This is a genomic window from Streptomyces atratus (assembly GCF_900119365.1).
GTDB lineage: Bacteria > Actinomycetota > Actinomycetes > Streptomycetales > Streptomycetaceae > Streptomyces > Streptomyces atratus_B.
On the sequence record NZ_FPJO01000002.1, the window covers coordinates 280,885 to 306,050 of the forward strand.

The following is a 25,166-nucleotide window of genomic DNA, read 5'->3' on the forward strand; positions in this document are numbered from 1 at the left end:
TCAGCGCAGCTTGGGGTCGAGGGCGTCGCGCACCGCGTCGCCGAGCATGATGAAGGCGAGCACGGTGACCGCCAGGGCTCCGGCGGGCCAGAGCAGCATGTGCGGGGCGTTGCGGATGTACTGGGACGCGGCGGAGATGTCGATGCCCCAGGAGACGGCCGGCGGTTTCAGGCCGACGCCGAGGAACGAGAGCGTCGCCTCCAGCGAGATGTACGTACCGAGCGCGATGGTCGCGACGACGATCACCGGCGCGATGGCGTTCGGGGTGATGTGGCGCAGCAACATCCGCGTGTTGGAGGCGCCGAGCGCCCGTGCCGCCTGTACGTAGTCGTTCTGTTTGGCGGTGATCACGGAGCCGCGGGCGATGCGGGCGATCTGCGGCCAGCCCAGCAGCACGATGAAGCCGATCACCGGCCAGACGGTGGAGCTGGTGACCACGGAGAGGAAGACCAGCCCGCCGAGGACCACCGGGATGCCGAAGAAGACATCGGTGACGCGGGAGAGGACCGAGTCCCACAAGCCGCCGAAGAACCCGGCGAGGCCGCCGAGGACGCCGCCGAGCAGGGTGACGCCGAAGGTGGAGCAGACGCCGACGGTCACCGAGTTCCGTGCTCCGTAGACGGTACGGGTGTAGACGTCGCAGCCCTGCCCGTCGAAGCCGAAGGGGTGTCCGGGCTGCGAGCCCTCCTGCGCCTTGCCCAGGTTGCAGTCGAGGGGGTCCTGGTCGGCGATCAGCGACGGCCAGATCGAGATGATCACCAGGAAGAGGATGATCAGGGCGGAGATGATGAAGACCGGGTTGCGGCGCAGGTCCCGCCAGGCGTCGGACCACAGACTGCGCGGCTTCTCGGCGGGGCCGGTGCCCTGGGGGCCGCCCGGTGTCCTTTCGAGGGTCGTGCCCTCTTCCAGCGCGAGATCCATCACGCCTCCTGCTCCGGCCGACGAGATCGCCTCGTCCGGTGTCTGCTCAGGCATAGCGGATCCTCGGGTCGAGAACGGCGTACAGCAGGTCGACGATCAGGTTCGCCGCCAGGAAGACGAGGACGAGGATGGTGACGAAGCCGACGACGGTCTGGGAGTTCTGGCGCAGGATGCCCTGGTAGAGCTGGTAGCCGACGCCGTGGATGTTGAAGATCCGCTCCGTGACGATCGCCCCGCCCATCAGGGCGCCCACGTCCGTACCGATGAAGGTGACGACCGGGATCAGCGAGTTGCGCAGCAGGTGCCGGATGACGACGCGGCGCCTGGGCAGCCCCTTGGCGACGGCGGTGCGGACGTAGTCGGCGCGGGCGTTCTCGGCGATCGAGGTCCGGGTGAGCCGGGTGACGTACGCCAGGGAGACCGAGGCGAGGACGAGCCCGGGTACCAGCAGCTCGTTGATGGGGGCCTCCGGTGAGACGGAGGGCTTGATGATGCCCCACTCGACTCCGAGGAGGAGCTGGAGCAGCAGGCCGGTGACGAAGGTCGGGATGGAGATGACGACCAGGGTCAGGATGAGCACGGTGGTGTCGACGGGGCGGCCGCGGCGCAGGCCGGTGACGACGCCGAGGCTGATGCCGATGACGATCTCGAAGACGATCGCGACGACGGTGAGCCGGATCGTGATGGGGAAGGCGGTGGCCATCAGCTCGGTGACCTTCTGCCCGTTGAACGCGGTACCGAAGTCGCCGGTGAAGACATTGCCCATGTAGGTGAGGTATTGCTGCCAGACGGGCTTGTCGAGGCCGAATTCCGAGCGGAGTTGGGCTGCGGTCGCCGGGTCGCACTGGCGGTCGCCGCAGAGACCCGCGATGGGGTCGCCCATCACATTCACCATGAGGAAGATCAGCAGTGTGGTGCCGAAGAAGACCGGGATCATCTGCAGCAGCCGCCGGATCACATAACGTCCCATGCAGGGCTCCGGGGGTCGCGGGGGTCAGAGGCTCGGGGCTGGGGAGTGACGCGTCGGGGGACGGGGAAGCCGGGCGGCCGGTGCCAGGAACGCACCGGCCACCCGGCCGCAGGGCCTCTCGCTCGGATCAGGCCGGGCTCGCGGGGTCCGGCCTGATGCAGGCGAAAGACCCTCCACGGGTCACTTGACCTTGATCTGCTCGTACACCGGAACGCTGAACTGGTTCAGCGACACATTGGTGATCCGGTCCGAGTAGCCGGCGCTGCCGTTCTGGTACCAGAGCGGGATGACGGGCATCTGCGCGACCAGGACCTTCTCCGCGTCCTGGAAGGTCGTCACGGCCTTGGCCTTGTCGGACTCGGCGTTGGCCTTGTCGACGAGCCCGTCGAACTGCTTGTTGCTCCACTTGCCGTCGTTGGACGAGGCGTCGGTGTAGTACACGGGCTGGAGGAAGTTCTGGATGAGCGGGTAGTCCATCTGCCAGCCGGCCCGCCAGGCACCGGTCAGCTTCTGCTGCGAGACCTGGCTGCGGAAGTCGGCGAAGGTGCCGACCGGGGCACCGACGCACGCCTTGTTGTTGCCCATCACCTTGTTGATGCTGTTGCAGACGGCGTCGACCCACTCCTTGTGGGAGCCGGTGTCACCGTTGTACGAGATCTTGAGCTGGCCGCCGGGGATGCCGCCGCCCTCCTGGATCAGCTTCTTGGCGTTCGCCGCGTTGTACTCGCAGGGCGCGCCGCACAGCCCCTTCTTGAAGCCGCCCTCCGCGCCGAGGACCGGAGAGGTCCAGTCGGAGGCGGGGGTACGGGTCTTCTGGAAGATCTGATCGGTGATCTGCTGGCGGTTGATCGCCATCGACAGGCCCTGCCGGACCTTGGCACCGTTCGGGGTGTCCCACTTCTTGTCGTAGAAGGGGAAGGCGAGGGTCTGGATGATGCCGGCCGGGGTGTTGATGTAGCGGTCGCCGAGGTCCGCCTTGACGTTCTTCAGTTGCGAGGCGGGCACGTCGTCGACGAGGTCGAGGTTGCCGGCCGTCAGGTCCGTGTAGGCGGTGTTGTTGTCGGTGTAGACCTTGAGGTCGATCCCGCCGTTCTGCGCCTTGTCGGCCCCGGGGTACTTGTCCCACTTGCGCAGGTTCATCGACGAGCCCTTGGTGTACTTGTCGATGCTGTACGGGCCGTTGCCGATCGGCTTGGACACCCAGGCGGCGTGGTCGGTGAAGAAGGCCTGGGGCAGCGGGGCGAAGGCCGGGTAGCCGAGGGTGTCGGGCCACAGGGAGAACTTCTGCGACAGCTTGACCGTGAACGTCCTGCCGTCGACGACCTCGAGACCGGAGAGCTTGTCGGCCGTGGCGCTGCCGGTGTCCGGGTGGACCTTGTCGTAGCCGTCGATGTAACCGAAGAAGTAGGCGTTCTTCTGATTGTTCTTCAGCAGGGCGCCGTAGTTCCACGCGTCCACGAACGACTTGGCGGTGATCTTCTCGCCGTTGCTGAAGGTCCAGCCGTCCTTCACGGTGACCGTGAAGTTCTGGTTGTCCTTGGTCTCGATCTTCTCGGCGAGCATGTTGGTGGCCGCGCCGGTCTTCGGGTCGTACCTCTTGAGCCCCCGGAAGATCATGTCGAGGACCTTGCCGCCCTGCACCTCGTTGGTGTTCGCGGGTTCGAGCGGGTTCTGCGGGTCACCCCAGGAAGAGCTCACGATTCCGTTCGCCCCACCGCCGCCACCGCCGCTGCTGCCCCCGCCGCCGCATGCCGTCGCCGCCAGGGCGACGACCACCGCACATGCGGCCCACTTGGCCTGTGTGGCTCCGCGCATGGAGTGCCTCCTCATAGTGCTGCGTCTCACTTACGGTCAAATATCACCGCACAAGAGACATAACGCACATTCGCTCCACCCATTCGGGCGCACCGGAGCCGATTCGAGTGGCAGTTCGCGAGCGGAGGAGATCCGGACGCGGACCCGACAGGCACCGGAGCGATAACGGCTACGCATCGAATGCGCATCGACCGCGAGCCGGTCTGATCGGATGTACGAATTCCGAGACAACCACGCCCGCATATCGGACTCATTGCCGGACTTCACCCGTTAAGTCGCGAACACACCTTCGAAAATGTCAAACGGAAGCAAAGCCACGCCCTAAGGAGGGTTATGGATTGGTCAAATTTCCAAAGAGCATGCCAAGGGCGTCGGACATTCATTGACCCTGCATGAATTGCGTTGAAAAAGTCCGGGTAGCCCGTAGGTGTTGCCCTGCGGAGTCCTTCGACCCTCCGGGCCAGGAGCACCATGACGATTCCAACGCCGCAAGCCGCCACCCCCGTTGAGGTGGAGGAAGCGAAGCCGCAGTCCATATCCGGCCCGTCCGCGGTCAAGGGCGGCGACGGCCGCTCACCGGGCAAGATGGCCTGGCTGCGCTTCAAGCGCGACCGTACGGGCGTGATTTCGGCCTATGTGGTCATCTTCTTCTTCGTGATCGCCATCTGCGCGCCGCTGATCGCGAAGCTGTACGGCAAGGACCCGTACACGACATACGGGTCGAACGATCCCAGCCTGCTGGACGACTTCGGTTCGCCGATTCTGCCCAACGGCGGTATCAGCGGCGACTTCTGGTTCGGCATCGAGCCCGGACTCGGCCGGGACGTCTTCACCTTCCTGCTCTACGGCATCCGCAACTCGCTGCTCATCGCCGCGGCAACCACCTTGCTGGTGACGGTGATCGGCATCGCCGTCGGTATCACCGCGGGCTATCTGGGCGGCAAGACCGACTACCTCGTGGGCCGGGTCATCGACATCCTGCTGGCCTTCCCCTCCACGCTCTTCTTCATCGCCTTCTGGCCGGTGATGCTCTCGATCCTGGTCGCTCCGGACGAGAACACCCCGGTCTGGCTGACCGTCGTCAGCCTCATCTCGGTCATGACGGCCTTCGGCTGGGCGTCCATCGCCCGACTGCTGCGCGGCGAGGTACTCGCCCTGCGCGAACGCGAGTTCGTCGAGGCGGCGAGGGTGACCGGCGCCTCCCCGGCGCGGATCATCTTCAAGGAACTGCTGCCCAACCTCTGGACGCCGATCCTCATCCAGGCCACGCTCGCGCTGCCCGCGTACGTCACTGCGGAAGCGGGCCTCGCCTTCCTCGGCGTCGGTCTCACCGACCCGACACCCGACTGGGGCGTGATGATCCAGCGCGGATCGGACGTCTACCAGAGCGACATCACGTTCATGCTCTTCCCCGGCGTCTCGATGGTGATCTTCGTCATCGCCTTCAATCTGCTGGGTGACTCGGTGCGTGACGCACTGGACCCGAAGACCAAGCGCTGAACCGCACTTCCTCCGGCCGGGCGACGGGGCCCACCGGATCGAACGTTTCTCTCCATCGACCAGAGCAGGAAACCATGTCCCTTTCCCGCAGAAACTTCGTCATCGCCACGTCGGTCGCAGCCGGCGGTTCGATGGTCCTCTCCGCGTGCAGCAGCGGCAGCTCGACCGGCAAGAAGGGCGGCGGCGCCGGACACGGCGGTGCCGACAAGTACACCGGCTCGGTCGTCGTCGGCACGAAGGCCGACTCCACCGGCCCGGCCGCCGAGATCCCGGGCGCGAAGAAGGGCGGCACGATCCGCGGCATAGCCCCGGACGACTTCTCGCACCTGGACCCGCAGCGCATCTACTTCTCGTGGAACTCCGCGATCGGCGACCTCTTCATCCGCGCCCTGACCGGTTACAAGATCGCGGCGGACGGCTCGATGAAGCTGGTCGGCGACCTCGCCACCGACGCGGGCACCATGTCCGACGGCGGCAAGACCTGGACCTTCACCCTGAAGGACGGTCTGAAGTGGGAGGACGGCAAGGAGCTCACCATCGATGACGTGCGCCACGGCATCGAGCGCGGCTTCGCCAGCTTCACCACCGAGGGCGCCGGCTACGCCCAGACCGCACTGACCGGCACGGCCGACTTCCGCTCGAAGTACAAGGGCCCGTTCGGCGGCAAGCACCTCGACTCGGTCGTGACCGACGCCAAGGCGAAGACGATCACCTTCAAGCTGGCCGAGGCCCGCCCGGACCTCAACTTCACCCTGGCGATGACCTCCTACGGCGCCGTCCCGGTCAAGGGCGACACCAAGGACAAGTACGACAAGGACCCGGTCAGCTGCGGCCCGTACCGCATCAAGGCACACTCCATCGACAAGTCGATGACGCTGGTGCGCAACCCGCACTGGGACCCCAACACGGACTCGATCCGCAACGCGTACCCGGACAGCTTCGTCTACGAGTTCGGCCCCGAGGCCCTGCAGTCGGCCGACCGTCTGATCGCCGACGACGGCGACGACAAGTACGCGGTCATGGCGTACAGCGGCGTCCCGGCCGAGCGCATCCAGAAGGTCCTCACCGACCCCGAGCTGAAGAAGCGCACCTTCAACGGCCTGCTGACCGGCATCTACTACTACGCGATCAACACCAAGCGGATCACCGACCTGAAGGTCCGTCAGGCCATCATCCACGCCTGGCCGCTGGAGCAGATCCGCAAGATCTACGGTGGCCCCTCGGCCGGTGACTACGCGACGTCCATCCTCAGCCCCGACATCGTCGGCTACGCCAAGGACGACGTCTACGGGAAGCTGAAGAAGCCGCAGGGCGACCCGGAGGCGGCGAAGAAGCTGCTGAAGGAGGCCGGCAAGGAGGGCCAGAAGGTCGTCTACGCCTTCCCCACGAGCAACACCTACAACAAGACCAAGGTCGTCATCGAGAACGCCCTCAAGGCGGCCGGTTTCACCCCGGTCATGAAGCCGCTGGACTCCACCAGCTACTACGACCAGGTCCAGCAGATCGACAACCAGTTCGACGTGATGTGGTTCGGCTGGTCCCCGGACTGGCCGACCGGCTACACGCTGATGCAGCCGCTGTTCGACGGCAGCACCATCGCCAACGGCGCCAACAACATCTCGCAGCTGAACGTCGACTGGGTCAACGAGGCGATCAAGAAGAACGTCGTCATCGCCGACCCGAACGAGGCCGGCAAGGCGTGGGCCGCCCTGGACAAGCGGATCATGACGGAGGAGGCGCCGATCATCCCCGAGACGTTCCAGCGCCGCTTCTACCTCTACGGCGAGAAGGTCGGCGGCGCGACGTTCCACCCGCTGTGGTCCTCGGCCGTCTTCTACAAGCTGTTCGTGAAGGCCTGACGCCGACACTCCTGAGGCGGGGCGCCCCTGCGGCGCCCCGCCCGCTCCACTCCCCCTCGTCGGCGTCTGCCAGGGAAATCCATCGCCATGTTCCGCTTCCTCATCCGCCGGGCAATCGGCGCACTGGTCATCCTGCTGATCATCAGTGCCATCACTTTCGTCCTCTTCTACGTCGCGCCCCGCGACCCAGCGCGTGTGGCCTGCGGCAAGGTGTGCACACCCGAGACGCTGGCGCTGGTCAAACGCAACCTCGGCATAGCCGACCCGCTGCCCGTGCAGTACTGGCACTGGCTCCAGGCCGTGTTCGTCGGCCGGGACTACAGCTCCTTCGGGAATTGCCCCGCGCCGTGCCTGGGCTACTCCTTCCACAACCGTGAGCCGGTCCTCGGCACCATCCTGGACCGCTTCCCGACGACGCTCTCCCTCTCCCTCGGCAGCGCGGTCGTCTTCGTGATCTTCGGTGTGGGCACGGGCATGCTCGCCGCGGTCAAGCAGGGCAAGATGCTGGACAAGGTGGCGTCCTCGGCGTCGCTGATCGGCTCCTCGATGCAGATCTACATCGTTGGCGTGGTCGCCATGTACTACCTCGCGGACCAGTGGCACATCCTGAGCCGGCCCAAGGAAGTCCCCTTCACCGAGAGCCCGTCCGGCTGGTTCACCGGGCTGCTGCTGCCCTGGCTGGTGCTGGCGCTGATCTTCACCGCCAACTACACCCGTATGGCACGCTCCCAGCTCGTCGAGACGCTGAGCGAGGACTATGTGCGCACCGCACGCGCCAAGGGCCTCTCCCGGCGGACGGTGTTCTTCAGATTCGCCTGGCGCGGGGCCATGGGCCCGATCGTCACCATCTTCGGCCTCGACCTCGGCGTGCTGTTCGGGGGCGCGATCATCACCGAGAAGACCTTCGGTCTGCACGGCATCGGCGCGCTCTCCGTCAAGGCGGTCGGCGACAACGACCTGCCCCTGCTGCTCGGAGTCGTGCTGGTCGCGGCAGGAGCGATCGTCGTGTTCAACATCATCGTCGACGCCGTCTACGCCCTCATCGACCCGCGCGTCCGCCTCGCCTAGGGAGAGATCCAGTGAGCACCCCCTTCCTCTCCGTACGCGATCTGCGCGTGCACTTCTCCACCGAAGACGGCATGGTCAAGGCCGTCGACGGGCTGTCCTTCGACATCGAGAAGGGCAAGACGCTCGGCATCGTCGGCGAGTCCGGTTCCGGCAAGTCCGTCACCAACCTGACCATCCTCGGCCTGCACCACCCCGACCACACCGAGATCGAGGGCGAGATCCTGCTCGACGGGCAGGATCTGCTGGCCGCCTCGGAGCGGGAGCTGGAGCGGCTGCGCGGCAACAAGATGGCCATGATCTTCCAGGACTCGCTGGCCTCGCTCTCGCCGTACCACACCATCGGCCGGCAGATCGGCGAGACGTACCGCAAGCACACCGGCGCCTCCAAGCGGGAGGCCCGGGCGCGGGCGGTCGAGATGCTCACCAAGGTGGGCATCCCGCAGCCCGATCTGCGGGTGGACGACTATCCGCACCAGTTCTCCGGCGGTATGCGCCAGCGCGCGATGATCGCCATGGCGCTCGTCTGCGACCCGGAACTGCTGATCGCGGACGAGCCGACCACCGCGCTGGACGTCACCGTGCAGGCCCAGATCATGGACCTGCTCAAGGACCTCCAGCAGGAGACCGGCACCTCGATCATCTTCATCACCCACGACCTCGGGGTCATCGCCGACATCGCGGACGACGTGCTGGTGATGTACGGCGGTCGCTGCGTGGAGCGCGGTACGAAGAAGGAGGTGCTGCGGGCTCCCCAGCACCCGTACACCTGGGGCCTGCTGGGTTCCATGCCGAGTCTCGAAGGGCCGGTGGACGTACCCCTGTCGCCGATCCCCGGCTCCCCGCCGAGCCTCCTCAACCCGCCGACCGGCTGCCGCTTCCACCCCCGGTGCACGTTCACCGAGCAGGTCGGCGGCAAGCGCTGCGCCACCGACCAGCCGCCGCTGGAGCTCACCGCCGGGCGCGGCGCCGCCTGCCACCTCACCGCCGAGCAGCGCGCCGAGTTCTTCACGGACTTCGCCGGCACCCGGCCCAACTGACGTACAAGAGACGGGACTTCCCCACCATGAGCAGCAAAGATCCCCTCCTGGACGTCTCCGGACTCACCAAGCACTTCCCGATCAAGGGCGGCTTCCCGATCCGGCGGACGGTCGGCGCCGTCCAGGCCGTCGACGGGCTGGACTTCACCGTCGCCGAGGGCGAGAGCCTGGGCCTGGTCGGCGAGTCCGGCTGCGGCAAGTCGACCACGGGCCGGCTGATCACCCGGCTCCTGGAGCCGACGGCCGGCACGATCTCCTACCGCGGACAGGACATCACCCACGCCACGCGCAAGGAGCTGGCGCCGGTCCGCTCCGAGATCCAGATGATCTTCCAGGACCCGTACGCCTCGCTGAACCCGCGGCAGACCGTCGGCAAGATCATCACCGCGCCGATGGAGATCAACGACATCAACCCCGTCGGCGGCCGCGAGGCGCGGGTGCGGGAGCTGCTGGAGACCGTCGGGCTCAACCCGGAGCACTACAACCGTTTCCCGCACGAGTTCTCCGGCGGCCAGCGCCAGCGCATCGGGGTGGCCCGCGCGCTCGCCCTGGAGCCGAAGCTGATCGTGGCCGACGAGCCGGTCTCGGCGCTGGACGTGTCGATCCAGGCCCAGGTGGTGAACCTGCTGCAGAAGCTGCAGAAGGAACTCGGCATCGCGTTCCTGTTCATCGCCCACGACCTGGCCATCGTGCGCCACTTCTCGCAGCGCGTCGCGGTCATGTACCTCGGCAAGATCGTGGAGATCGCCGACCGCGAGGACCTGTACGGCAACCCGCGTCACCCGTACACCCGGGCGCTGCTCTCGGCCGTGCCCGAGGCGACCGCCGACGACACACCGGCCCGTGAGCGCATCCGCCTCGTCGGCGACGTGCCCTCCCCGGTCAACCCGCCGTCGGGCTGCCGCTTCCGTACCCGTTGCTGGAAGGCGACGGACAAGTGCGCGAGCGAGGCCCCGCCGCTGGTACGGGTGGAGGGCAGCCGGGAAGGCCATCTGACGGCCTGCCACTACCCCGAGGACACCCAGACCGTCCCGGCCGTCCCGAAGGCCCGTGACGCCTCGTCCGGGCCGAAGCTCGACAAGACCACCGAAGACCCCAAGGCCGGGGCCTGACACCCCTTGCCCCGGCCCCGGGGCGCCTCGCGGACAGGGACCCGACCGGTCCCCGGACGCGGGGCTCCCCGGTCCCGCGGAGCCGAGCACGTGAGCCCATTGACCCGAGCCACCTGCACGCCCGGCTCCGGGAAAAGGAAGAAGCGCCCGGAACCGATCGGTTCCGGGCGCTTCCGCGTCGTTCGGGTCGTGCTACGAAGCGGCGCCGACGATGTCCTTCTCCTCGGCGAAGTGGCAGGCCGACTCGTGCGCCGCGGGGCTGTCAGAGCCCTTGAAGCGCTCGGGGACGGCCAGCAGCGGCAGCTCCGTGGAGCACTTGTCCTGGGCCTTCCAGCACCGCGTACGGAAGCGGCAGCCCGACGGCGGGTTCGCCGGCGACGGGACGTCACCGGTCAGGATGATCCGCTCGCCGCGCTCACGGGCCTCGGGGTCCGGGACCGGGACCGCCGACAGCAGCGCCTGGGTGTAGGGGTGCGTCGGGTGGTCGTAGATCTCCGCGTCCGTCCCGATCTCGGCCATCTTGCCGAGGTACATCACGCCGACCCGGTCGGAGATGTGCCGGACGATCGACAGGTCGTGCGCGATGAAGACGTAGGAGAGGTTGAACTCGTCCTGGAGCTTCTCCATCAGGTTGATGACCTGCGCCTGCACCGACACGTCGAGCGCGGAGACCGGCTCGTCGCAGATGATGATCTCCGGGTTGAGCGCGAGGCCGCGGGCGATGCCGATGCGCTGGCGCTGACCGCCGGAGAACTGGTGCGGGTAGCGGTTGATGTACTCCGGGTTGAGGCCGACGACGTCCAGCAGCTCCTGGACCTTGGCCCGCCGGTCGCCCTTCGGGGCCACCTCGGGGTGGATGTCGAAGGGCTCGCCGATGATGTCGCCGACCGTCATGCGCGGGTTCAGCGAGGTGTACGGGTCCTGGAACACCATCTGGATGTTCCGGCGGACCGCCTTCAGCGCGCGGCCGGACAGCCGGGTGATGTCCTGGCCCTTGTAGAAGACCTCGCCGGACGTGGCCGTCTCCAGCGCCATCAGCAGCCGCGCGACCGTGGACTTGCCACAGCCGGACTCGCCGACGATGCCGAGCGTCTCACCCTGGTAGAGGTCGAAGGAGACCCCGTCCACGGCCTTGACCGCGCCGACCTGGCGCTTGAAGAGAATGCCCTGGCTCAGCGGGAAGTGCTTGACCAGATTGCGCACCTGGAGGATCGGCTCACCGCGCTCCACCGGGGCCTCGATGGCCGCGACCGCCGCCGTCTCGTCGGCGGCGTCGACCGCGACGACATCGGTGACGTTCGGGGTGGCGTCCATGGAACCGTCATTCTTGTCGAGCTCAGCCATGGATCGTCTCCTTCCAGAAGTGGCAGGCGCTGCCGCGTCCGGGCAGTTCGCTGCCGTCCTGCTCGGAGACCGGCACCAGGGCCGGAATCTCCGTGCGGCAGATGTCCTCCGCCTTGGGGCAGCGGGGGTTGAAGGCGCAGCCGGACGGAATCTTGAGCAGGTTGGGCGGCAGCCCCTTGATCGCGTAGAGCTCCTGGCCCTTCTGGTCGAGGCGCGGGATCGAGTCGAGCAGACCGCGGGTGTACGGGTGCGCGGGCCGCTTGTAGAGCTCGTGCACCGGTGCCGTCTCGACGATCCGGCCCGCGTACATGACCGCGATCTTGTCCGCGACGTCGGCGACGACGCCGAGGTCGTGGGTGATCAGGATCAGACCCATGTTGAACTCGGTCTGGAGCTCCTTGAGCAGGTCCATGACCTGGGCCTGGACCGTCACGTCGAGCGCGGTGGTCGGCTCGTCCGCGATGATCAGGTCCGGCTCCAGCGCCAGTGCCATGGCGATCATGATGCGCTGGCGCATACCGCCGGAGAACTGGTGCGGATAGTCGCTGACCCGCTGCTTGGCTGCGGGGATCTTGACCCGCTCCATCAGCTCGATGGCCTTGGCCTTGGCCTGCTTCTTGGAGAGTCCCTGGTGGACACGGAACATCTCGCCGAGCTGGTAGCCGACCGAGAGCACGGGGTTGAGCGAGGAGAGCGCGTCCTGGAAGATCATCGCGATCTTCTGGCCACGGATCTTCCGCCGTTCCTCGTTGCTCATGGTGAGCATGTCCTGGCCACGGTAGAGGATCTGGCCCTGCGGGATCTTGCCGGGCGGCATGTCGAGAATGCCCATGATCGCCTGAGCGGTCACGGACTTGCCGGAGCCGGACTCACCGAGCACGGCCAGGGTCTCGCCCGAGTCGACGCTGTAGTTCACACCGTTGACGGCCTTGGCGACCCCGTCACGGGTGTGGAACTCCACGTGCAGGTCGCGCACCTCGAGGAGCCTGGCGTCGTCCGGCCCCCCGGCGCGGGGCGCCGGGATGTCTGCTGTCTTGTCCATGATGGTCACGTCGTACGCCCTCCTCAGCGCAGCTTCGGGTCGAGGGCGTCGCGTACCGCGTCGCCGAGCATGATGAACGCGAAGACCGTGAGGCTGAGCATTCCGGCCGGGAACAGCAGCGCATGCGGGTTGTCCCGGATGGCCTGGCTGCCCTGGGCGATGTCGATGCCCCACGAGATCGTCGGTTCCCCGAGCCCGAGTCCGAGGAACGAGAGCGTCGCCTCGGCCGAGATGTACCCGCCGAGCGCGATGGTGGCCACGACGATCGTCGGGGCGAGCGCGTTCGGCAGGACGTGCCGGAAGAGGATCCGCGAGGTGCCGGCGCCGAGCGCGCGCGCCGCCGTCACGTAGTCCGCCTGCTTGGCGGTGATCACGGAGGCCCGCATCACACGACAGATGGAGGTCCAGCCCAGGAAGGCGAGGGCCAGGATCACCACGTACACCTTGCGGTCGGTGAAAGAGTTCAGCACGACCATCGCACCGAGCAGGAAGGGGATGCCGAAGAAGATGTCGGTGACCCGGGAGATGATCGAGTCGAGCCAGCCGCCGAAGTAACCGGCGAGCATGCCCAGCAGGCCGCCGACCAGGGTGACCGCGGCGGTGACGCCGACGCCGACCATGATCGAGGCGCGGGTGCCATAGATGACACGCGCGTAGATCGAGCGGCCCTGGCCGTCGTAGCCGAACCAGTCGGGCTGGAAGAAGTGCCCCAGCTCCGGCTTGGTCAGGAAGTGGTTGGTCAGGTCGCCGTCGCTCGGGTCGGCGCTGGTGAAGAGCCCCGGGAACGCCGCGACGATCAGCAGGGTCAGCAGCAGGATCGAGGAGATCCAGAACATCGGGCGGTGGCGCAGGTCGAACCATGCGTCGCCCCAGAGGCTGCGCGGCTTGTCCTGGGTCTTGCCCGTGGCGGCCGAGGGAGCGGCGGTGGCGTCCGCCACCGCTTCGGTCTCGGTCTCGGTCTTGGTCGCGTCAGGCATAACGGATCCTCGGGTCCAGGACCGCGTACAGCAGGTCGACGAGCAGGTTGATCACAAGGATGACGAGGACGAAGACCGTGACGACGCCGACGATCGTCGAACCCTCGCGCTGCTGCAGCGCCTTGAAGAGCAGGTTTCCGACACCCTGGACATTGAAGATGCCCTCGGTGACGACCGCGCCGCCGATGAAGCCGCCGATGTCCGTTCCGAGGAAGGTGACGACCGGGATCAGCGAGTTGCGCAGCAGGTGGACGCCGACGATGCGGCGCCGCGGCAGGCCCTTGGCCATGGCGGTGCGCATGTAGTCGGCGCGCAGGTTCTCCGCGAAGGTCGTGCGGGTCAGCCGTGCCACGTACGCCATGGAGAGCATGGCAAGCACGAAGCCCGGCAGGAACAACTGCGCGTAGTCCGTGGAGTCCTGGACGTTCGGGGCCACCCAGCCGAGCTGGTCCGCGAGGACGAAGCGGGCGAGGAAGCCGAGCACGAACACCGGGATCGAGATGACGATCAGGGTGAAGATCAGTACGCCGGTGTCGGCGGCCTTGCCGGCCCGCAGGCCTGCCCAGGCGCCGAGCCCGATGCCGACGATGATCTCGATGATCATCGCCACGGCGGTCAGCCGCAGGGTCACCGGGAAGGACTCGGACATCTCGTCGATGACTTCGCGACCACCGAAGGTCTTGCCGAAGTCGCCCTGGAAGAGATTGCCCATGTAGTCGACGTACTGCTTCCACAGGGGCTGGTCGAGTCCGAACTCATGGCGGAGCGACGCGACCTGTGCGGGGTCTGCCGCCTTGTCTCCCCACATCGCCCGGATTGGGTCGCCGGGAAGGATGTGGACCATGAGGAAAATAATCAGAGTGGTCCCGATGAATACCGGGATCATCTGGAGCAGTCGCCTTGCGACGTAACGCCCCATCATGCCTCCATGCCGTGAGGGGTCGGCGATGGCCTTCTCAGAGTGGTCTCCGCCGCGGGGGTGTGGGGGGAGAGCCCCGGGGCCTACGCCTACGGGCCGGTTCCGCCGTCCTCGGAGAGGAGCGGCGGAACCGGCCGTCGGATCCCGATGATTACTTCTTGGCCTTCACCTGGACGTCGGTGAAGATCGGGTCGCCGTCCTGGCCGTAGACGATCTTGCCGAAGACCTTCTCCGACTGGCCCGAGTTGTTCTTGTAGAACCACAGCGGGATGGCCGGCATGTCGTTCTTCAGGAGCTGCTCGGCCTCCTGGTACATCTTGACGGTCTCGTCGAGCGTCTTGGCCTTGTCGGCCTTCGCGGCGAGCTCGTCGAACTCCTTGTTGGAGTAGCCCGAGGTGTTACCGGCGGCGGTGGTGCCGTACAGGTCGCGCATGAAGTTCGAGTTGACCGGGTAGTCGAGCACCCAGCCACCGCGGTACATGGACTTGACCTGCTTGTTGTCACGCGCGTTCAGGTCCGCCTGGAAGTCAGGCTTGGAGTCGCCGACGCACTCGACACCGGTGGCCTTGCGGATGCTGTTGCAGACCGCGTCGACCCACGGCTTGTGGGACTGGTCGGCGTTGAACTGGATCGAGATCTTGTTGCCCGGGACGCCGCCGCCGTCCTTGATGAGCTTCTTCGCCTGGGCCGGGTCGAACTTCGTGACGTCACCGAGGGCGCCGGGCTTGTAGCCGATCACACCGCGGGCGACGTACGAGTCGGCCGGGGTACGGGTGCCGTGCAGCACGGTCTTGGTGATCGTGTCACGGTCGATGGCCATCGACAGACCCTGGATGACCTTGGGGTTGATGTCCTTGAACTGCTTGGTGTAGAAGGCCGGGACGATCGACTGCACCGCGGAGTACTCGGCGTCGATGGCACGGTCGCCGAGGTCCTGCTTGTAGCTGGTCAGCGACGTCGTCGGGATCTGCTCGATCCAGTCGAGGTTGTTCGACCGCAGGTCCGAGTAGGCGGCCTCGGCGGTGGTGTAGTTCTTGAAGTCGATGCCACCGTTCTTGGCCTTGTTCGGGCCCTGGTAACCGTCGAACTTCCGGACCTTGATCAGCTTCTTGTGGTCCCACGAGACGAACTTGTAGGGGCCGTTGCCGATCGGCTTCTGGCCGGCGGCGGCCGGGTCCTTGAAGAAGGACTCGGGCAGCGGCGCCCAGACGTCGTAACCCAGCTTGTACGCGAAGTACGAGACCGAGCCGGTCAGGCTGATCGTGAAGGTGTTGTCGTCGACGATCTTCAGACCGGACATCTTGTCGGCCTTCGGCGCACCCTTGGCCGGGTGGACGTCCTCGTAGCCCTTGATGTCCTGGAACCAGCTGGAGTTGGTCTGGTTGTTCTTGACGTTGGCCGACCAGTTCCAGGAGTCCACGAAGGACTTGGAGGTGACCGTGGTGCCGTCGTGGAACTTCCAGCCCGGCTTGAGCTTGACGGTCCACACGGACGAGTCCGCGTTGGGCGTCACGGACTCGGCGTTCACGTAGACGAGCTTGCCGGTGCCGGGCTCGTAGTCGACCAGGCCGGAGAAGATGGTGCGCAGGACACGGCTGCCCTGGCTCTCCTTGGCGTTCGCCGGCTGCAGCGGGTTCTGCGGCTCGCTCAGCTGGGCGGTCAGGATCCCGTTCGGGTCCGCCTTGCCGGAGTTCATGCCGCTGTCGCTGTCCTTGTCGTTACCACCACAAGCGGTCGCGGCCAGGGCGATGATGGCCGCTCCCGCGACCCACTTGGCGCTCTTGGCACCACGCATGGGTTTCCTCCTCATGAGTCCACTTTTGACTACAAGAAGGGCACTGGAGTGATACACCGACACCCCTGACGGTGATCGTTTCAGTGCCCCTAGTGTGCTCGTGAGTCGGCACTCCCCACAGTGCGTGACCCATTGACCCGAGCTCAATGGAGCCAACTATTAAGTACACCCGGGCCGTAAACCACACTTAAAGGGTCTCGGTTTGACAACATCAGTACGGCATGATTGATCGAAATCCGGACAAAGCGATCTCAGACAGACACTCCCGAAACGGACCGTTAGCACGTGTTCCGGAGAGCGACGCCCGTTTTCCGGACACATGGCACCCGAAATCGATTTGACGGCGAGGCTTTCCGTCGGTGTCGCGGCACCCCACTCCTCGGCCGCGACAGACAGCAGCCTGGCCTCGCCCATTGCTGGGCGAGGCCAGGCCTCAGGAGTCTGTGCGCGTGTCAGCCGCAGCGCTTGCTGACACGCCTTGCCGCCACAAGGCTACGACTTCTGCTTGAGGTAGAAGTACACGCGCGAGATCTGGTGGCACTCGATGCGCTCATTCGGCGCGTCTGCGATCTGCCCCCTGATGACGAGGTACGCCTTGTGCTTCTTGACCTTCAGCGTCTTGTTGATGGTGTATGGCTTGTTGACCGCCCCCTTCGGCAGATACCAGCCGTACCCCTTGTTCCACACCGTCTTGGTGTCATCGACTATCGACAGGCTTCCCACGTTCAGCGTCCGGCCGTTGGAATGCCGGATGTTGATGCTGTTGACGCGGATGGAGTCCTTCGTCACCTTGCCCAGATTCCAGGTGACGATGGCATTCCAGCCGGCGCCCGGCTTACAACCGTCCGGGTCCACTCCAGCTATGCCCGAGCGGAGTGTCTGCTTCCCCGACTTCACCTTGGCATACGTGGTGGTCCCAGGAAGCATACGCGCACTCGCGGTCCCTGCCCCGAAGAGTACAAGTAGCGCTGAGGCTGCTGCGGCACTGGTCAGAGCCGTCTTTCGTCGCGTAAGAGTCGACATGCAATCCCTCCCCGTATCGGCCGCCCCCTTGAGGAACGGCGATACGGAGAAGTTACCGCTGTGCGTACACAAACACATTGGGATTGAGCAAATCTTGAGCTTCAGTTTGGTGCAGTGGGACTCCGTAGCTCAACAAGGCAACGGCCCGTTGCCTCAACCAAGTTGAGGCAACGGGCCGTCCTGCTCCAGGAGATCTGCAGATCAGCGCTTGGCGCGCGACGCGGCGCGGCCGCGCTCCTTCTGGTCGAGGACGACCTTGCGGATACGGACCGTCTCCGGGGTCACCTCGATGCACTCGTCCTCGCGGCAGAACTCCAGGGACTGCTCCAGGGAGAGCTTGCGGGCCGGCACCACGTTCTCCGTGGTGTCGGCGGAAGCCGCACGCATGTTGGTGAGCTTCTTCTCCTTGGTGATGTTCACGTCCATGTCGTCGGCGCGGGAGTTCTCGCCGATGATCATGCCCTCGTAGACCTCGGTGCCGGCCTCGGTGAAGATGACACCGCGCTCCTGGAGGTTGACCATGGCGAACGGCGTCACGGAACCCGCGCGGTCGGCGACCAGAGAGCCGTTGTGACGGGTGCGCAGCTCGCCGAACCACGGCTCGTGGCCCTCGAAGATGGAGTGCGCGATGCCGGTACCCCGGGTCTGCGTCAGGAACTCCGTACGGAAGCCGATGAGGCCGCGGGACGGAACGATCCACTCCATGCGGACCCAGCCCGAACCGTGGTTCGTCATCGTCTCCATGCGGCCCTTGCGGGTCGCCATCAGCTGAGTGATCGCACCGAGGTGCTCCTCGGGGGAGTCGATCGTCATGCGCTCGATCGGCTCGTGCGTCTTGCCGTCGATCTGCTTGGTGACGACCTCCGGCTTGCCGACCGTGAGCTCGAAGCCCTCACGGCGCATCTGCTCGACGAGGATGGCCAGCGCGAGCTCGCCGCGGCCCTGGACCTCCCAGGCGTCGGGGCGCTCGGTGTCCAGGACGCGGAGCGAGACGTTACCGATCAGCTCGCGGTCCAGGCGGTCCTTCACCTGGCGGGCGGTGACCTTGTGGCCCTTGCCGCCCTTGCCGACCAGCGGCGAGGTGTTCGTACCGATGGTCATCGAGATGGCCGGCTCGTCGACCGTGATCAGCGGCAGCGCGATCGGGTTCTCGGGGTCGGCCAGGGTCTCGCCGATCATGATGTCCGGGATACCGGCGATGGCGCAGATGTCGCCCGGGCCCGCCACCTCGGCCGGCTTGCGGGTGAGCGCCTCGGTCATCAGGAGCTCGGTGATGCGGACGCTGGACATCGTGCCGTCGCGCTTGATCCAGGTGACGGTCTGGCCCTTGCGCAGTTCGCCCTGCTCGACGCGGCAGAGCGCGATACGGCCGAGGAAGTTGTCGGCGTCCAGGTTGGTGACGTGGGCCTGGAGCGGGGCCTCGTCGTCGTACTCCGGGGCCGGGACGTGCGCCAGGATCGTGGAGAAGAACGGCTCCAGGTTGTCGCTGTCGGCCGGGACGGTGCCGTCCTCCGGCTTGGTCAGCGAGGCGACGCCGTCACGGGCGCAGGCGTAGACGATCGGGAACTCGATCTGGTCCTCGTCCGCGTCCAGGTCCAGGAAGAGGTCGTACGTCTCGTCGACGACCTCGGCGATCCGGGAGTCGGGGCGGTCGGTCTTGTTGATGCAGAGGATGACCGGCATCTTCGCGGAGAGCGCCTTGCGCAGCACGAAGCGGGTCTGCGGGAGCGGGCCCTCAGAAGCGTCGACCAGGAGCACGACCGCGTCCACCATCGACAGACCTCGCTCGACCTCACCACCGAAGTCGGCGTGGCCGGGGGTGTCGATGATGTTGATCGTGATCGGGTCCCCGCCGTCCTTGGGGTGATACTTCACCGCCGTGTTCTTGGCGAGGATCGTGATGCCCTTCTCACGCTCCAGGTCGTTCGAGTCCATCATGCGTTCGTCGAGGTTCTCGGCGGCGTGCGCGGCGAAGGCGCCGGCCTGCCTGAGCATGGCGTCGACCAGCGTGGTCTTGCCGTGGTCGACGTGGGCGACGATGGCTACGTTACGGATGTCGTGGCGCGTGGGCATGGGTGGCTTGCGCTTCTCTCGGATCGTGGGATCAGGCGTCTAAGTCGGTCTCAAGTCCTCGTACGCCCGCCGGGCGGACACGCCACGGCTCGTCCAATGGTACGGGGCTGGCGCCGCAGCGGCTTCCCGGGCAATTCTCACCGGCCTCGGGACGGGCCTGCGCCGGGTCCGCCGAGCCGGAGCGGGCGGTGGTCGCACCGAGTGCCGACGAGCACGGCCGAGGCGGTGAGAACCCGCGTCCGCCTCGCGTTCTTGCCCCGGTGGCCGGTTCTTCCGGTGAATTTCACCGGTGGCACGGCCGCGGCACGGCAGGCGGCGGAGGCGGACGCGGGATCGCGCGGCTTCGGAGGTGGGGCTCCGAAGCGGAATCTCCGGGAGAACCGGAGCAGGGCTGTCCTGCGGATCGGGGCCGGACAGCCCCTGGGGCTCCGGGGTGGGGGGTCTCGGAGGTGGGGGATTGAGCGCTGCCCGGGTCGACGGGCAGAAGCGACCTTGCCCGCCGGGCAATCCGGCGGGCAAGGGATTTGAGCCAGTTCTGAGCTTTCGGCGCTTTTCTGACCTGCTGGTTCTTCCTCGCTACCGCAGCTTCTCGTCCATGTGCTTCTTCTCGTTCGCCGGGGCCCCGGCGGCCTGCGGAGCCTTGAAACCGATGTCCTGGTAGTGGGGTGCCCCGAAACCGAAGGCGCCGACGTTCACCAGCTTCCGGTTCGCCGCCACGAGCTGCGGGCGCTGATAGAGCGGAATCGATCCTGCGGCGGCCCAGATCCGGGCGTCGGCCTGCTTCATCAGATCCTGGGCGGTGCCCTCGTCCAGCTCCGAGACCGCCTGGTCGAAGAGCTGGTCGATGTGGTCCGTACCGACGCGGGTGTAGTTCTGCTCGACCAGCAGCGAGCCGTCGGTGGCGGGCACCGGCTTGGCGAAGATCGGGCGGTCGTCGGTCGCCGGGTAGGCGGTCGCGGGCCAGGAGTACAGGGCCAGGTCGTAGTCGCCGGAGGCGATGTGGTCCTGGAAGTAGCTCTCGTCGGACACCTTGGTGATCTCCGTACGGATGCCGACCGAATCGAGCATCGCCGAGATCTTGTCCCCGACGCTGCGCAACGGCTCCGCCCCGGGGCCGGACGGCAGGACGAAGCGCAGGGTCAGCGGCTTGCCGTCCTTGCCGAGCGGACCGCGGCGCCCGTCGGCTCCCGGGGCGGGGGCCGCGGTGCCCGCGGGGGCGTACGCACCGGCGGCACCGCCCGGCCGCTTGTCCTGGGCGGAGACCCGGGAGGGGATGTCCTCCGACGTACCGGACTCGGAGAGGTATCCGGCCTGGCGCAGCAGGGCGGAGCTGTGGAACGCGGCGGCGGGGGCGGGGGCGAGTACGTGGGTGGCGGCGCCGCCCGCCGGGTCGCCGTCGCCGGGCCTGCCGTCGTCGTCGCCGACGTTGTACAGCCCGTCGTCGGGGGCGGGCTCGCGCCGGTCCGCGGCGTCGCCGGTCTTGCCGTCCGTGCCGCCCTCCTTCCCGGCCGCCGGGCCCGTGCTCTTCTTCTCCTTCTCCGCGTCCTTCCCGCCCTTCTTCCCGGCCTCGCTGCCCGCCTTGGTGCCGTCCGGCTTGCTGACCGCGCCCTCCGGCGTCCAGCCCGCGTCGGCCAGCAGCGCCTGCGCCTCCTCGGTGTCCTGGCCGCCGAGCGCGTCGCTGCTGTCCTTGTACGCCGGCTGTCCGGCCAGGGCCAGGTGGCTGCCGAGCGGCCGGGCGGGCAGGCCGAGCGGCCCCAGCACGGTGTCGACGAGCTCCTGGCGGTTCAGGGCGCGGGCGACCGCCCGGCGCACCCGGTCGTCGGCGAGCGGCCCGGACTCGCCGTTCAGCGCGAGCTGGGTGTAGGCGGGCTCCAGCGACTTGCGCACCACGTAGGCGCTCAGCCCGCCCTGCTCGGCGGCATACGCCTCGGCGGCGGCCCGGCTCTTCTCCCTGGCCGCCCGCGCGGCGGCCGCCTGCTCGGCGTTCGAGCCGTGTGCCGCGGCCCAGGAGCGCAGGGCGGCGGCCGGATCGGTCGCGGCGCCGGGCCCCTGGGCGAGCGGCTGCCCGTTCACGCCCTTGCCGCCGGCCGCCTGCGCGATCCGGTGCGCGGCCGCGGCGTCGACGTCGGCCACATCGACCTTGCCCGCGGCCAGCGCCTCGGTCCGGTCCCGCGGCGCCACGGCCCGGAAGACCAGCGAGTCGAGCTTGGCCGGGCTGCCCCACCAGCGCGGGTTGCGGACCAGGGTGACCTCGCCCGTCTTCTTGTCCACCCCGCGCAGCCGGAACGGACCGGCGGTCGCCTTGAGGGTGGTCCGGGCTCCGTCGTTGAAGGCGTTCGGGGAACCGGTCACCTCCTTCGGGTACAGCGGGGAGAACAGCGAGCGCCAGTCCGCGTACGGCTTGGCGAAGGTGACCCGTACCTCCAGGTCGTCGGCGCCGCGCTCGATCTTCTCGATGCGGTCGTAGCCGGCGTTGCGGGCGGTCCAGAACGCCGAGTCCTGACCGCTCAGCGCCCGCCACTGGGCGACGAAGTCGGGCGCCCCGATCTCCCGGCCGTCGCTCCACACCACCTGCTGGTTGAGCCGGTAGAGCACCACCTGCCTGGGCTCGCTCTCGACCACCTTCGCTGACTCCAGATAGTCCGGATTCAGCTGCGGCCTGCCCTTGGCGTCCAGCGGGAAGAGCGTCGGCAGCAGGGCGCCGGTGATCCGGGTGGTGGAGCTGTCGGCGTCCGCCTGGAAGGCGTTGAGGGTGGCGGGCACGGAGTCGATCGCCCAGTCGACCGTGCCGCCCACGGCGACCAGGTCGCGGCCGGTGACCGCGATGTCCTGGGGAACGACCCCGGCGGCGGAGCCGTCGTCGCCGGAGCTGCAGCCCGCCAGCACGGGGAGCGTCAGCACACCCGTCGTGAGGAGTGCGAGGGAGCGGCGCTTTCGGGCCATCCCCCGCGGGACGCCGACGTGGGACATGGCTGATACCTCCGGGGCCGGCCCGACCCACCCGTCAGCGGGTGCGCCAGATTGTGCGTTTTGGTGGCATTTGCAGTTGATCACACTGGTTCCGCCCATCCACTGAAAGCGCCCCCGCGCGAGAGGCGGCGCAGACACGGCGCGACGGCCCAAAACCTCACCCGTGCGGCGCAGCGGCCCCGGCTGCCGCGCCGCACGGACGAGGAGGACCGGCCACGAGGACCGGGCCGGCCAGGAGGATTCAGAGGCCACCCGGTGGACCTCTCGGCCGAGCAGCGTCACGATCGCCTCCGTCGTGTCACTCCGCGCCGGCCGGCGCGGCCGTGGTGGCCGGCCCCTCACGATCCGGCCCGGCGAGCACCGAGCGCTGGGCGGTCTTGCCCGTCACGCGGCGCGCGATCTAGGGTGAATGCGCTTTCAGAAGAGGGTCGGTACATGCAACAGCAGGTGCTTCGGCACGGAAGAAGAAGCGGACGGTCGGTCGAGTGAGCGCGCCAACGGTGTACGACGTCGCCGAGCGGTCGGGCGTCTCCATTGCCACGGTCTCGCGGGTCTACCGCACCCCCGATTCGGTACGCGCCCAGACCCGTGAGCGGGTCCTCGAAGCCGCCCGCCAGCTCGGTTACGTACCCAGTGGGAACGCCCGGGGCCTGGCCAGCCGGACCACGGGCGTGCTCGGCCTCTGCTTCCCCGACTACTCGGACCCGGACACCGAGAACGAGGCGGCCGCGACCGACGAGGACGACGACCACGCCTTCATGCTCTACTCCGACCAGATCATCCGGGGCATGGAACGGGCGGCCCGCCGCCACGGTTACGCCCTGCTGATCGCGGCCTCGCTGAAGGGCGGTCCGGAGAGCCTGGTCGCCAATGTCGCGGGACGGGTGGACGGCTTCGCGGTGCTGGCCGGCACCGTCCCCACCGCCGACCTCGAAGTGATCTCGCGGCGGCTGCCGGTGGTCATGGTGGCGGGCCGGCGCGGCATCGACCATCTCGACCACATCGTCGTCGCCAACACCGACGGGCAGCGGACGGTCACCCGCCACCTGATCGAGGACCACGGGCTGCGCCGCCTCGCCTTCATCGGCGGGGAGGCCGCGTCCCCGGACGCCGAGGCACGGTTCGCGGGCTTCCAGCAGGCATGCCGCGAGGCGGGGCTCCCGATGCCGGACGCGCCCACCATGCGCGCCACGATGATGACCCAGGCCGAGGGCTTCCGGGTCGCGGAAGCGCTGCTCGACCGGGGCGGGGAACGGCCCCAGGCGATGCTGTTCGCCAACGACCAGATGGCCGTCGGCGGGCTGCACGCGCTGGAACGGCGCGGGCTCGGGGTCCCGGAGGACATCGCCGTGACCGGGTTCGACGGGATTCCGCTGGGCCGGCTCGTGCGCCCGACGCTGACGACCGTACGGCAGCCCATGCGCCGCCTCGGCGAGGAGGCCGTGGAACTGCTGGTGCAGCGGCTCGCCGACCGGGACCGCGACCCGGTCTCCCTGATGCTGCCCGTCTCCCTGGCCCGCCGCGCGAGCTGCGGCTGCGGCTGACGGGGGCCGGCCCCCGTACCGCCCCTCAGGCCCGGCGGCCCAGCCGTTCCCCGAAGAACCGCTGCCGGGCCGCCCGGAGCTCCGCCACCTCCGCCGCCGTGCCCTCGTACTCGAAGTGCCCCGCGTTCAGCACCAGCAGTTCGTGCTCACCGGCCAGCGCGTTGTGCACGGCGAACTGCCCCGGCGGCGGCACCGAGGGGTCGAAGAGCGCCGCGGCCACCAGCGTGGGCGTCTCCAGCCGCGTCGCGGCCGTGGCGGCGTCGAAGTACGGCAGCACCTCGGTGACCTCGGGGTGTCCCTGACGGTACTCCCGCACCGCCTCCCCGCTGCCGATGCACGGCAGGGTGAGCCGGAGCGGGTGGTTGCCGAAGGTGGGCACCGTCAGCTGCCCGGCCCCGAAGCGGTCGTCCCAGGGCAGCGCCAGCGCGCCCAGCCCGCCACCGAAGCTCTCCCCGAGGTACCCGAGCCGCGGGCCGCCCTCCCCCGGCGCCAGTTCCGGCACCAGTTCGCCCAGCGCCGACGCCGCGCACCACAGGTCCGCCACGCAGTCGCCGATGACATAGGTGTCGCGCGACTCGATGCCGTGCAGCACATGCGCGGCGGACACGTCCGGGATACCCGGGTGCAGTCCGCGCGACCCCATGCCCCGTACGCACGGCAGGATCGCCGCGGCCCGGGGCAGCGGCAGCGGCACATCGGGGCCCGGCTCGCCCCGGCCGCCGTAGCCGTGTCCGATGACGAATCCGTACTCCGCCGGCCCCTCGACGGGCAGCGCCACCCAGCCGCCGAGCCGAACCCCGCCCACCGAGGTGAAGGTCACGCCGTGGATCCGCACCCCATCACGCTCCTCCTCCAACGGCCCGAGCTCCGGCTCCGTGGCGACCTTGCGGGCCTCCTCGTGGCGGGCCTGCCAGAAGGCGTCGAAGTCGTCCGGAGCGGCGGGAGCGGGGACGTCCAGCAGGTCCTGGAGCGTGCGCCCGTACGCGGGATCGAAGGGGAAGTCGTGTTCGAACGAAGCCATGGCCCCGACCGTATCGGCCCCGTCCGCGGCGGTACAGGCCGTTGATCATGGAGCCCTCAGCGAAATCGGTCACATCATCCCCAATTTCGCAAACAACACACTTACCGTGCCAAGTTGAACATTCAGATGTCCAGCACGTTGCACGAGTGTGACCTAGCACCCTCTTGCGGATTCCC

The 25,166-nt window shown here is 67.8% G+C and carries 18 protein-coding genes; 6 read left to right on the forward strand and 12 right to left on the reverse strand.

The window, feature by feature from the left end; genetic code table 11:
• From BT364_RS05395 to BT364_RS05405, 3 genes are all read right to left on the reverse strand, one after another.
• Positions 1-975, reverse strand: a complete 975-nt coding sequence (locus BT364_RS05395) for an ABC transporter permease (RefSeq protein WP_072483925.1) — start codon at positions 973-975, stop codon at positions 1-3.
• Entirely contained in the window at positions 968-1,891 is a 924-nt protein-coding gene (locus tag BT364_RS05400; RefSeq protein WP_072483926.1) for an ABC transporter permease, read from the reverse strand. Before BT364_RS05400 ends, BT364_RS05395 begins: the two co-directional genes overlap by 8 nt.
• A gap of 180 nt (positions 1,892-2,071) precedes the next feature.
• Positions 2,072-3,706: a peptide ABC transporter substrate-binding protein gene (locus BT364_RS05405; RefSeq protein ID WP_072483927.1), complete on the reverse strand. Its 1,635-nt coding sequence runs from the start codon at positions 3,704-3,706 to the stop codon at positions 2,072-2,074.
• A gap of 471 nt (positions 3,707-4,177) precedes the next feature.
• Here BT364_RS05405 and BT364_RS05410 point away from each other — a divergent pair, with 471 nt between their 5' ends.
• The 5 genes from BT364_RS05410 (at position 4,178) to BT364_RS05430 (ending at position 10,282) form a co-directional block, all read left to right on the forward strand.
• Complete coding sequence (locus BT364_RS05410) at positions 4,178-5,206, forward strand: ABC transporter permease (protein ID WP_072483928.1); 1,029 nt, start codon at positions 4,178-4,180, stop codon at positions 5,204-5,206.
• Between the two features lie 74 nt (positions 5,207-5,280).
• Positions 5,281-7,065: an ABC transporter substrate-binding protein gene (locus BT364_RS05415; protein ID WP_072483929.1), complete on the forward strand. Its 1,785-nt coding sequence runs from the start codon at positions 5,281-5,283 to the stop codon at positions 7,063-7,065.
• A gap of 87 nt (positions 7,066-7,152) precedes the next feature.
• Positions 7,153-8,133, forward strand: a complete 981-nt coding sequence (locus BT364_RS05420; RefSeq protein ID WP_072483930.1) for an ABC transporter permease — start codon at positions 7,153-7,155, stop codon at positions 8,131-8,133.
• A 71-nt stretch (positions 8,134-8,204) separates the two neighbouring features.
• The gene (locus tag BT364_RS05425; RefSeq protein WP_256259611.1) at positions 8,205-9,170 is read left to right on the forward strand and encodes an ABC transporter ATP-binding protein; all 966 of its coding nucleotides are present in this window, start codon (positions 8,205-8,207) and stop codon (positions 9,168-9,170) included.
• A 26-nt stretch (positions 9,171-9,196) separates the two neighbouring features.
• The gene (locus tag BT364_RS05430; protein WP_072483932.1) at positions 9,197-10,282 is read left to right on the forward strand and encodes an ABC transporter ATP-binding protein; all 1,086 of its coding nucleotides are present in this window, start codon (positions 9,197-9,199) and stop codon (positions 10,280-10,282) included.
• A gap of 192 nt (positions 10,283-10,474) precedes the next feature.
• On the opposite strand, the gene BT364_RS05435 is transcribed toward BT364_RS05430, so the two are convergent.
• The 8 genes from BT364_RS05435 to BT364_RS05470 all read right to left on the reverse strand — a co-directional run bounded on the left by BT364_RS05435 (position 10,475) and on the right by BT364_RS05470 (position 22,425).
• Positions 10,475-11,626, reverse strand: a complete 1,152-nt coding sequence (locus BT364_RS05435) for an ABC transporter ATP-binding protein (RefSeq protein ID WP_072483933.1) — start codon at positions 11,624-11,626, stop codon at positions 10,475-10,477.
• Complete coding sequence (locus BT364_RS05440) at positions 11,619-12,677, reverse strand: ABC transporter ATP-binding protein (protein ID WP_072483934.1); 1,059 nt, start codon at positions 12,675-12,677, stop codon at positions 11,619-11,621. The genes BT364_RS05435 and BT364_RS05440 overlap by 8 nt, the downstream gene beginning before the upstream one ends.
• 14 nt (positions 12,678-12,691) lie before the next feature.
• A complete protein-coding gene (locus BT364_RS05445; protein WP_072483935.1) occupies positions 12,692-13,645 on the reverse strand; it encodes an ABC transporter permease in 954 nt (317 codons plus the stop codon).
• Positions 13,638-14,564 (reverse strand): ABC transporter permease, encoded by a 927-nt coding sequence (locus BT364_RS05450; protein WP_072483936.1) that lies wholly within the window; start codon positions 14,562-14,564, stop codon positions 13,638-13,640. Before BT364_RS05450 ends, BT364_RS05445 begins: the two co-directional genes overlap by 8 nt.
• A 151-nt stretch (positions 14,565-14,715) precedes the next feature.
• A complete protein-coding gene (locus BT364_RS05455) occupies positions 14,716-16,359 on the reverse strand; it encodes a peptide ABC transporter substrate-binding protein (protein ID WP_072483937.1) in 1,644 nt (547 codons plus the stop codon).
• Positions 16,360-16,851: 492 nt separating this feature from the next.
• Positions 16,852-17,286 (reverse strand): hypothetical protein, encoded by a 435-nt coding sequence (locus tag BT364_RS05460; RefSeq protein WP_143166450.1) that lies wholly within the window; start codon positions 17,284-17,286, stop codon positions 16,852-16,854.
• A 297-nt stretch (positions 17,287-17,583) separates the two neighbouring features.
• Positions 17,584-19,455 (reverse strand): translational GTPase TypA, encoded by a 1,872-nt coding sequence (typA, locus tag BT364_RS05465; protein WP_072483939.1) that lies wholly within the window; start codon positions 19,453-19,455, stop codon positions 17,584-17,586.
• Between the two features lie 576 nt (positions 19,456-20,031).
• Positions 20,032-22,425 (reverse strand): ABC transporter family substrate-binding protein, encoded by a 2,394-nt coding sequence (locus BT364_RS05470; protein ID WP_072483940.1) that lies wholly within the window; start codon positions 22,423-22,425, stop codon positions 20,032-20,034.
• A 485-nt stretch (positions 22,426-22,910) separates the two neighbouring features.
• Here BT364_RS05470 and BT364_RS05475 point away from each other — a divergent pair, with 485 nt between their 5' ends.
• Positions 22,911-23,969, forward strand: a complete 1,059-nt coding sequence (locus BT364_RS05475) for a LacI family DNA-binding transcriptional regulator (RefSeq protein WP_072483941.1) — start codon at positions 22,911-22,913, stop codon at positions 23,967-23,969.
• Between the two features lie 25 nt (positions 23,970-23,994).
• On the opposite strand, the gene BT364_RS05480 is transcribed toward BT364_RS05475, so the two are convergent.
• Positions 23,995-24,990 (reverse strand): acetylxylan esterase, encoded by a 996-nt coding sequence (locus BT364_RS05480; protein WP_072483942.1) that lies wholly within the window; start codon positions 24,988-24,990, stop codon positions 23,995-23,997.
• Positions 24,991-25,166 lie beyond the last annotated feature (176 nt).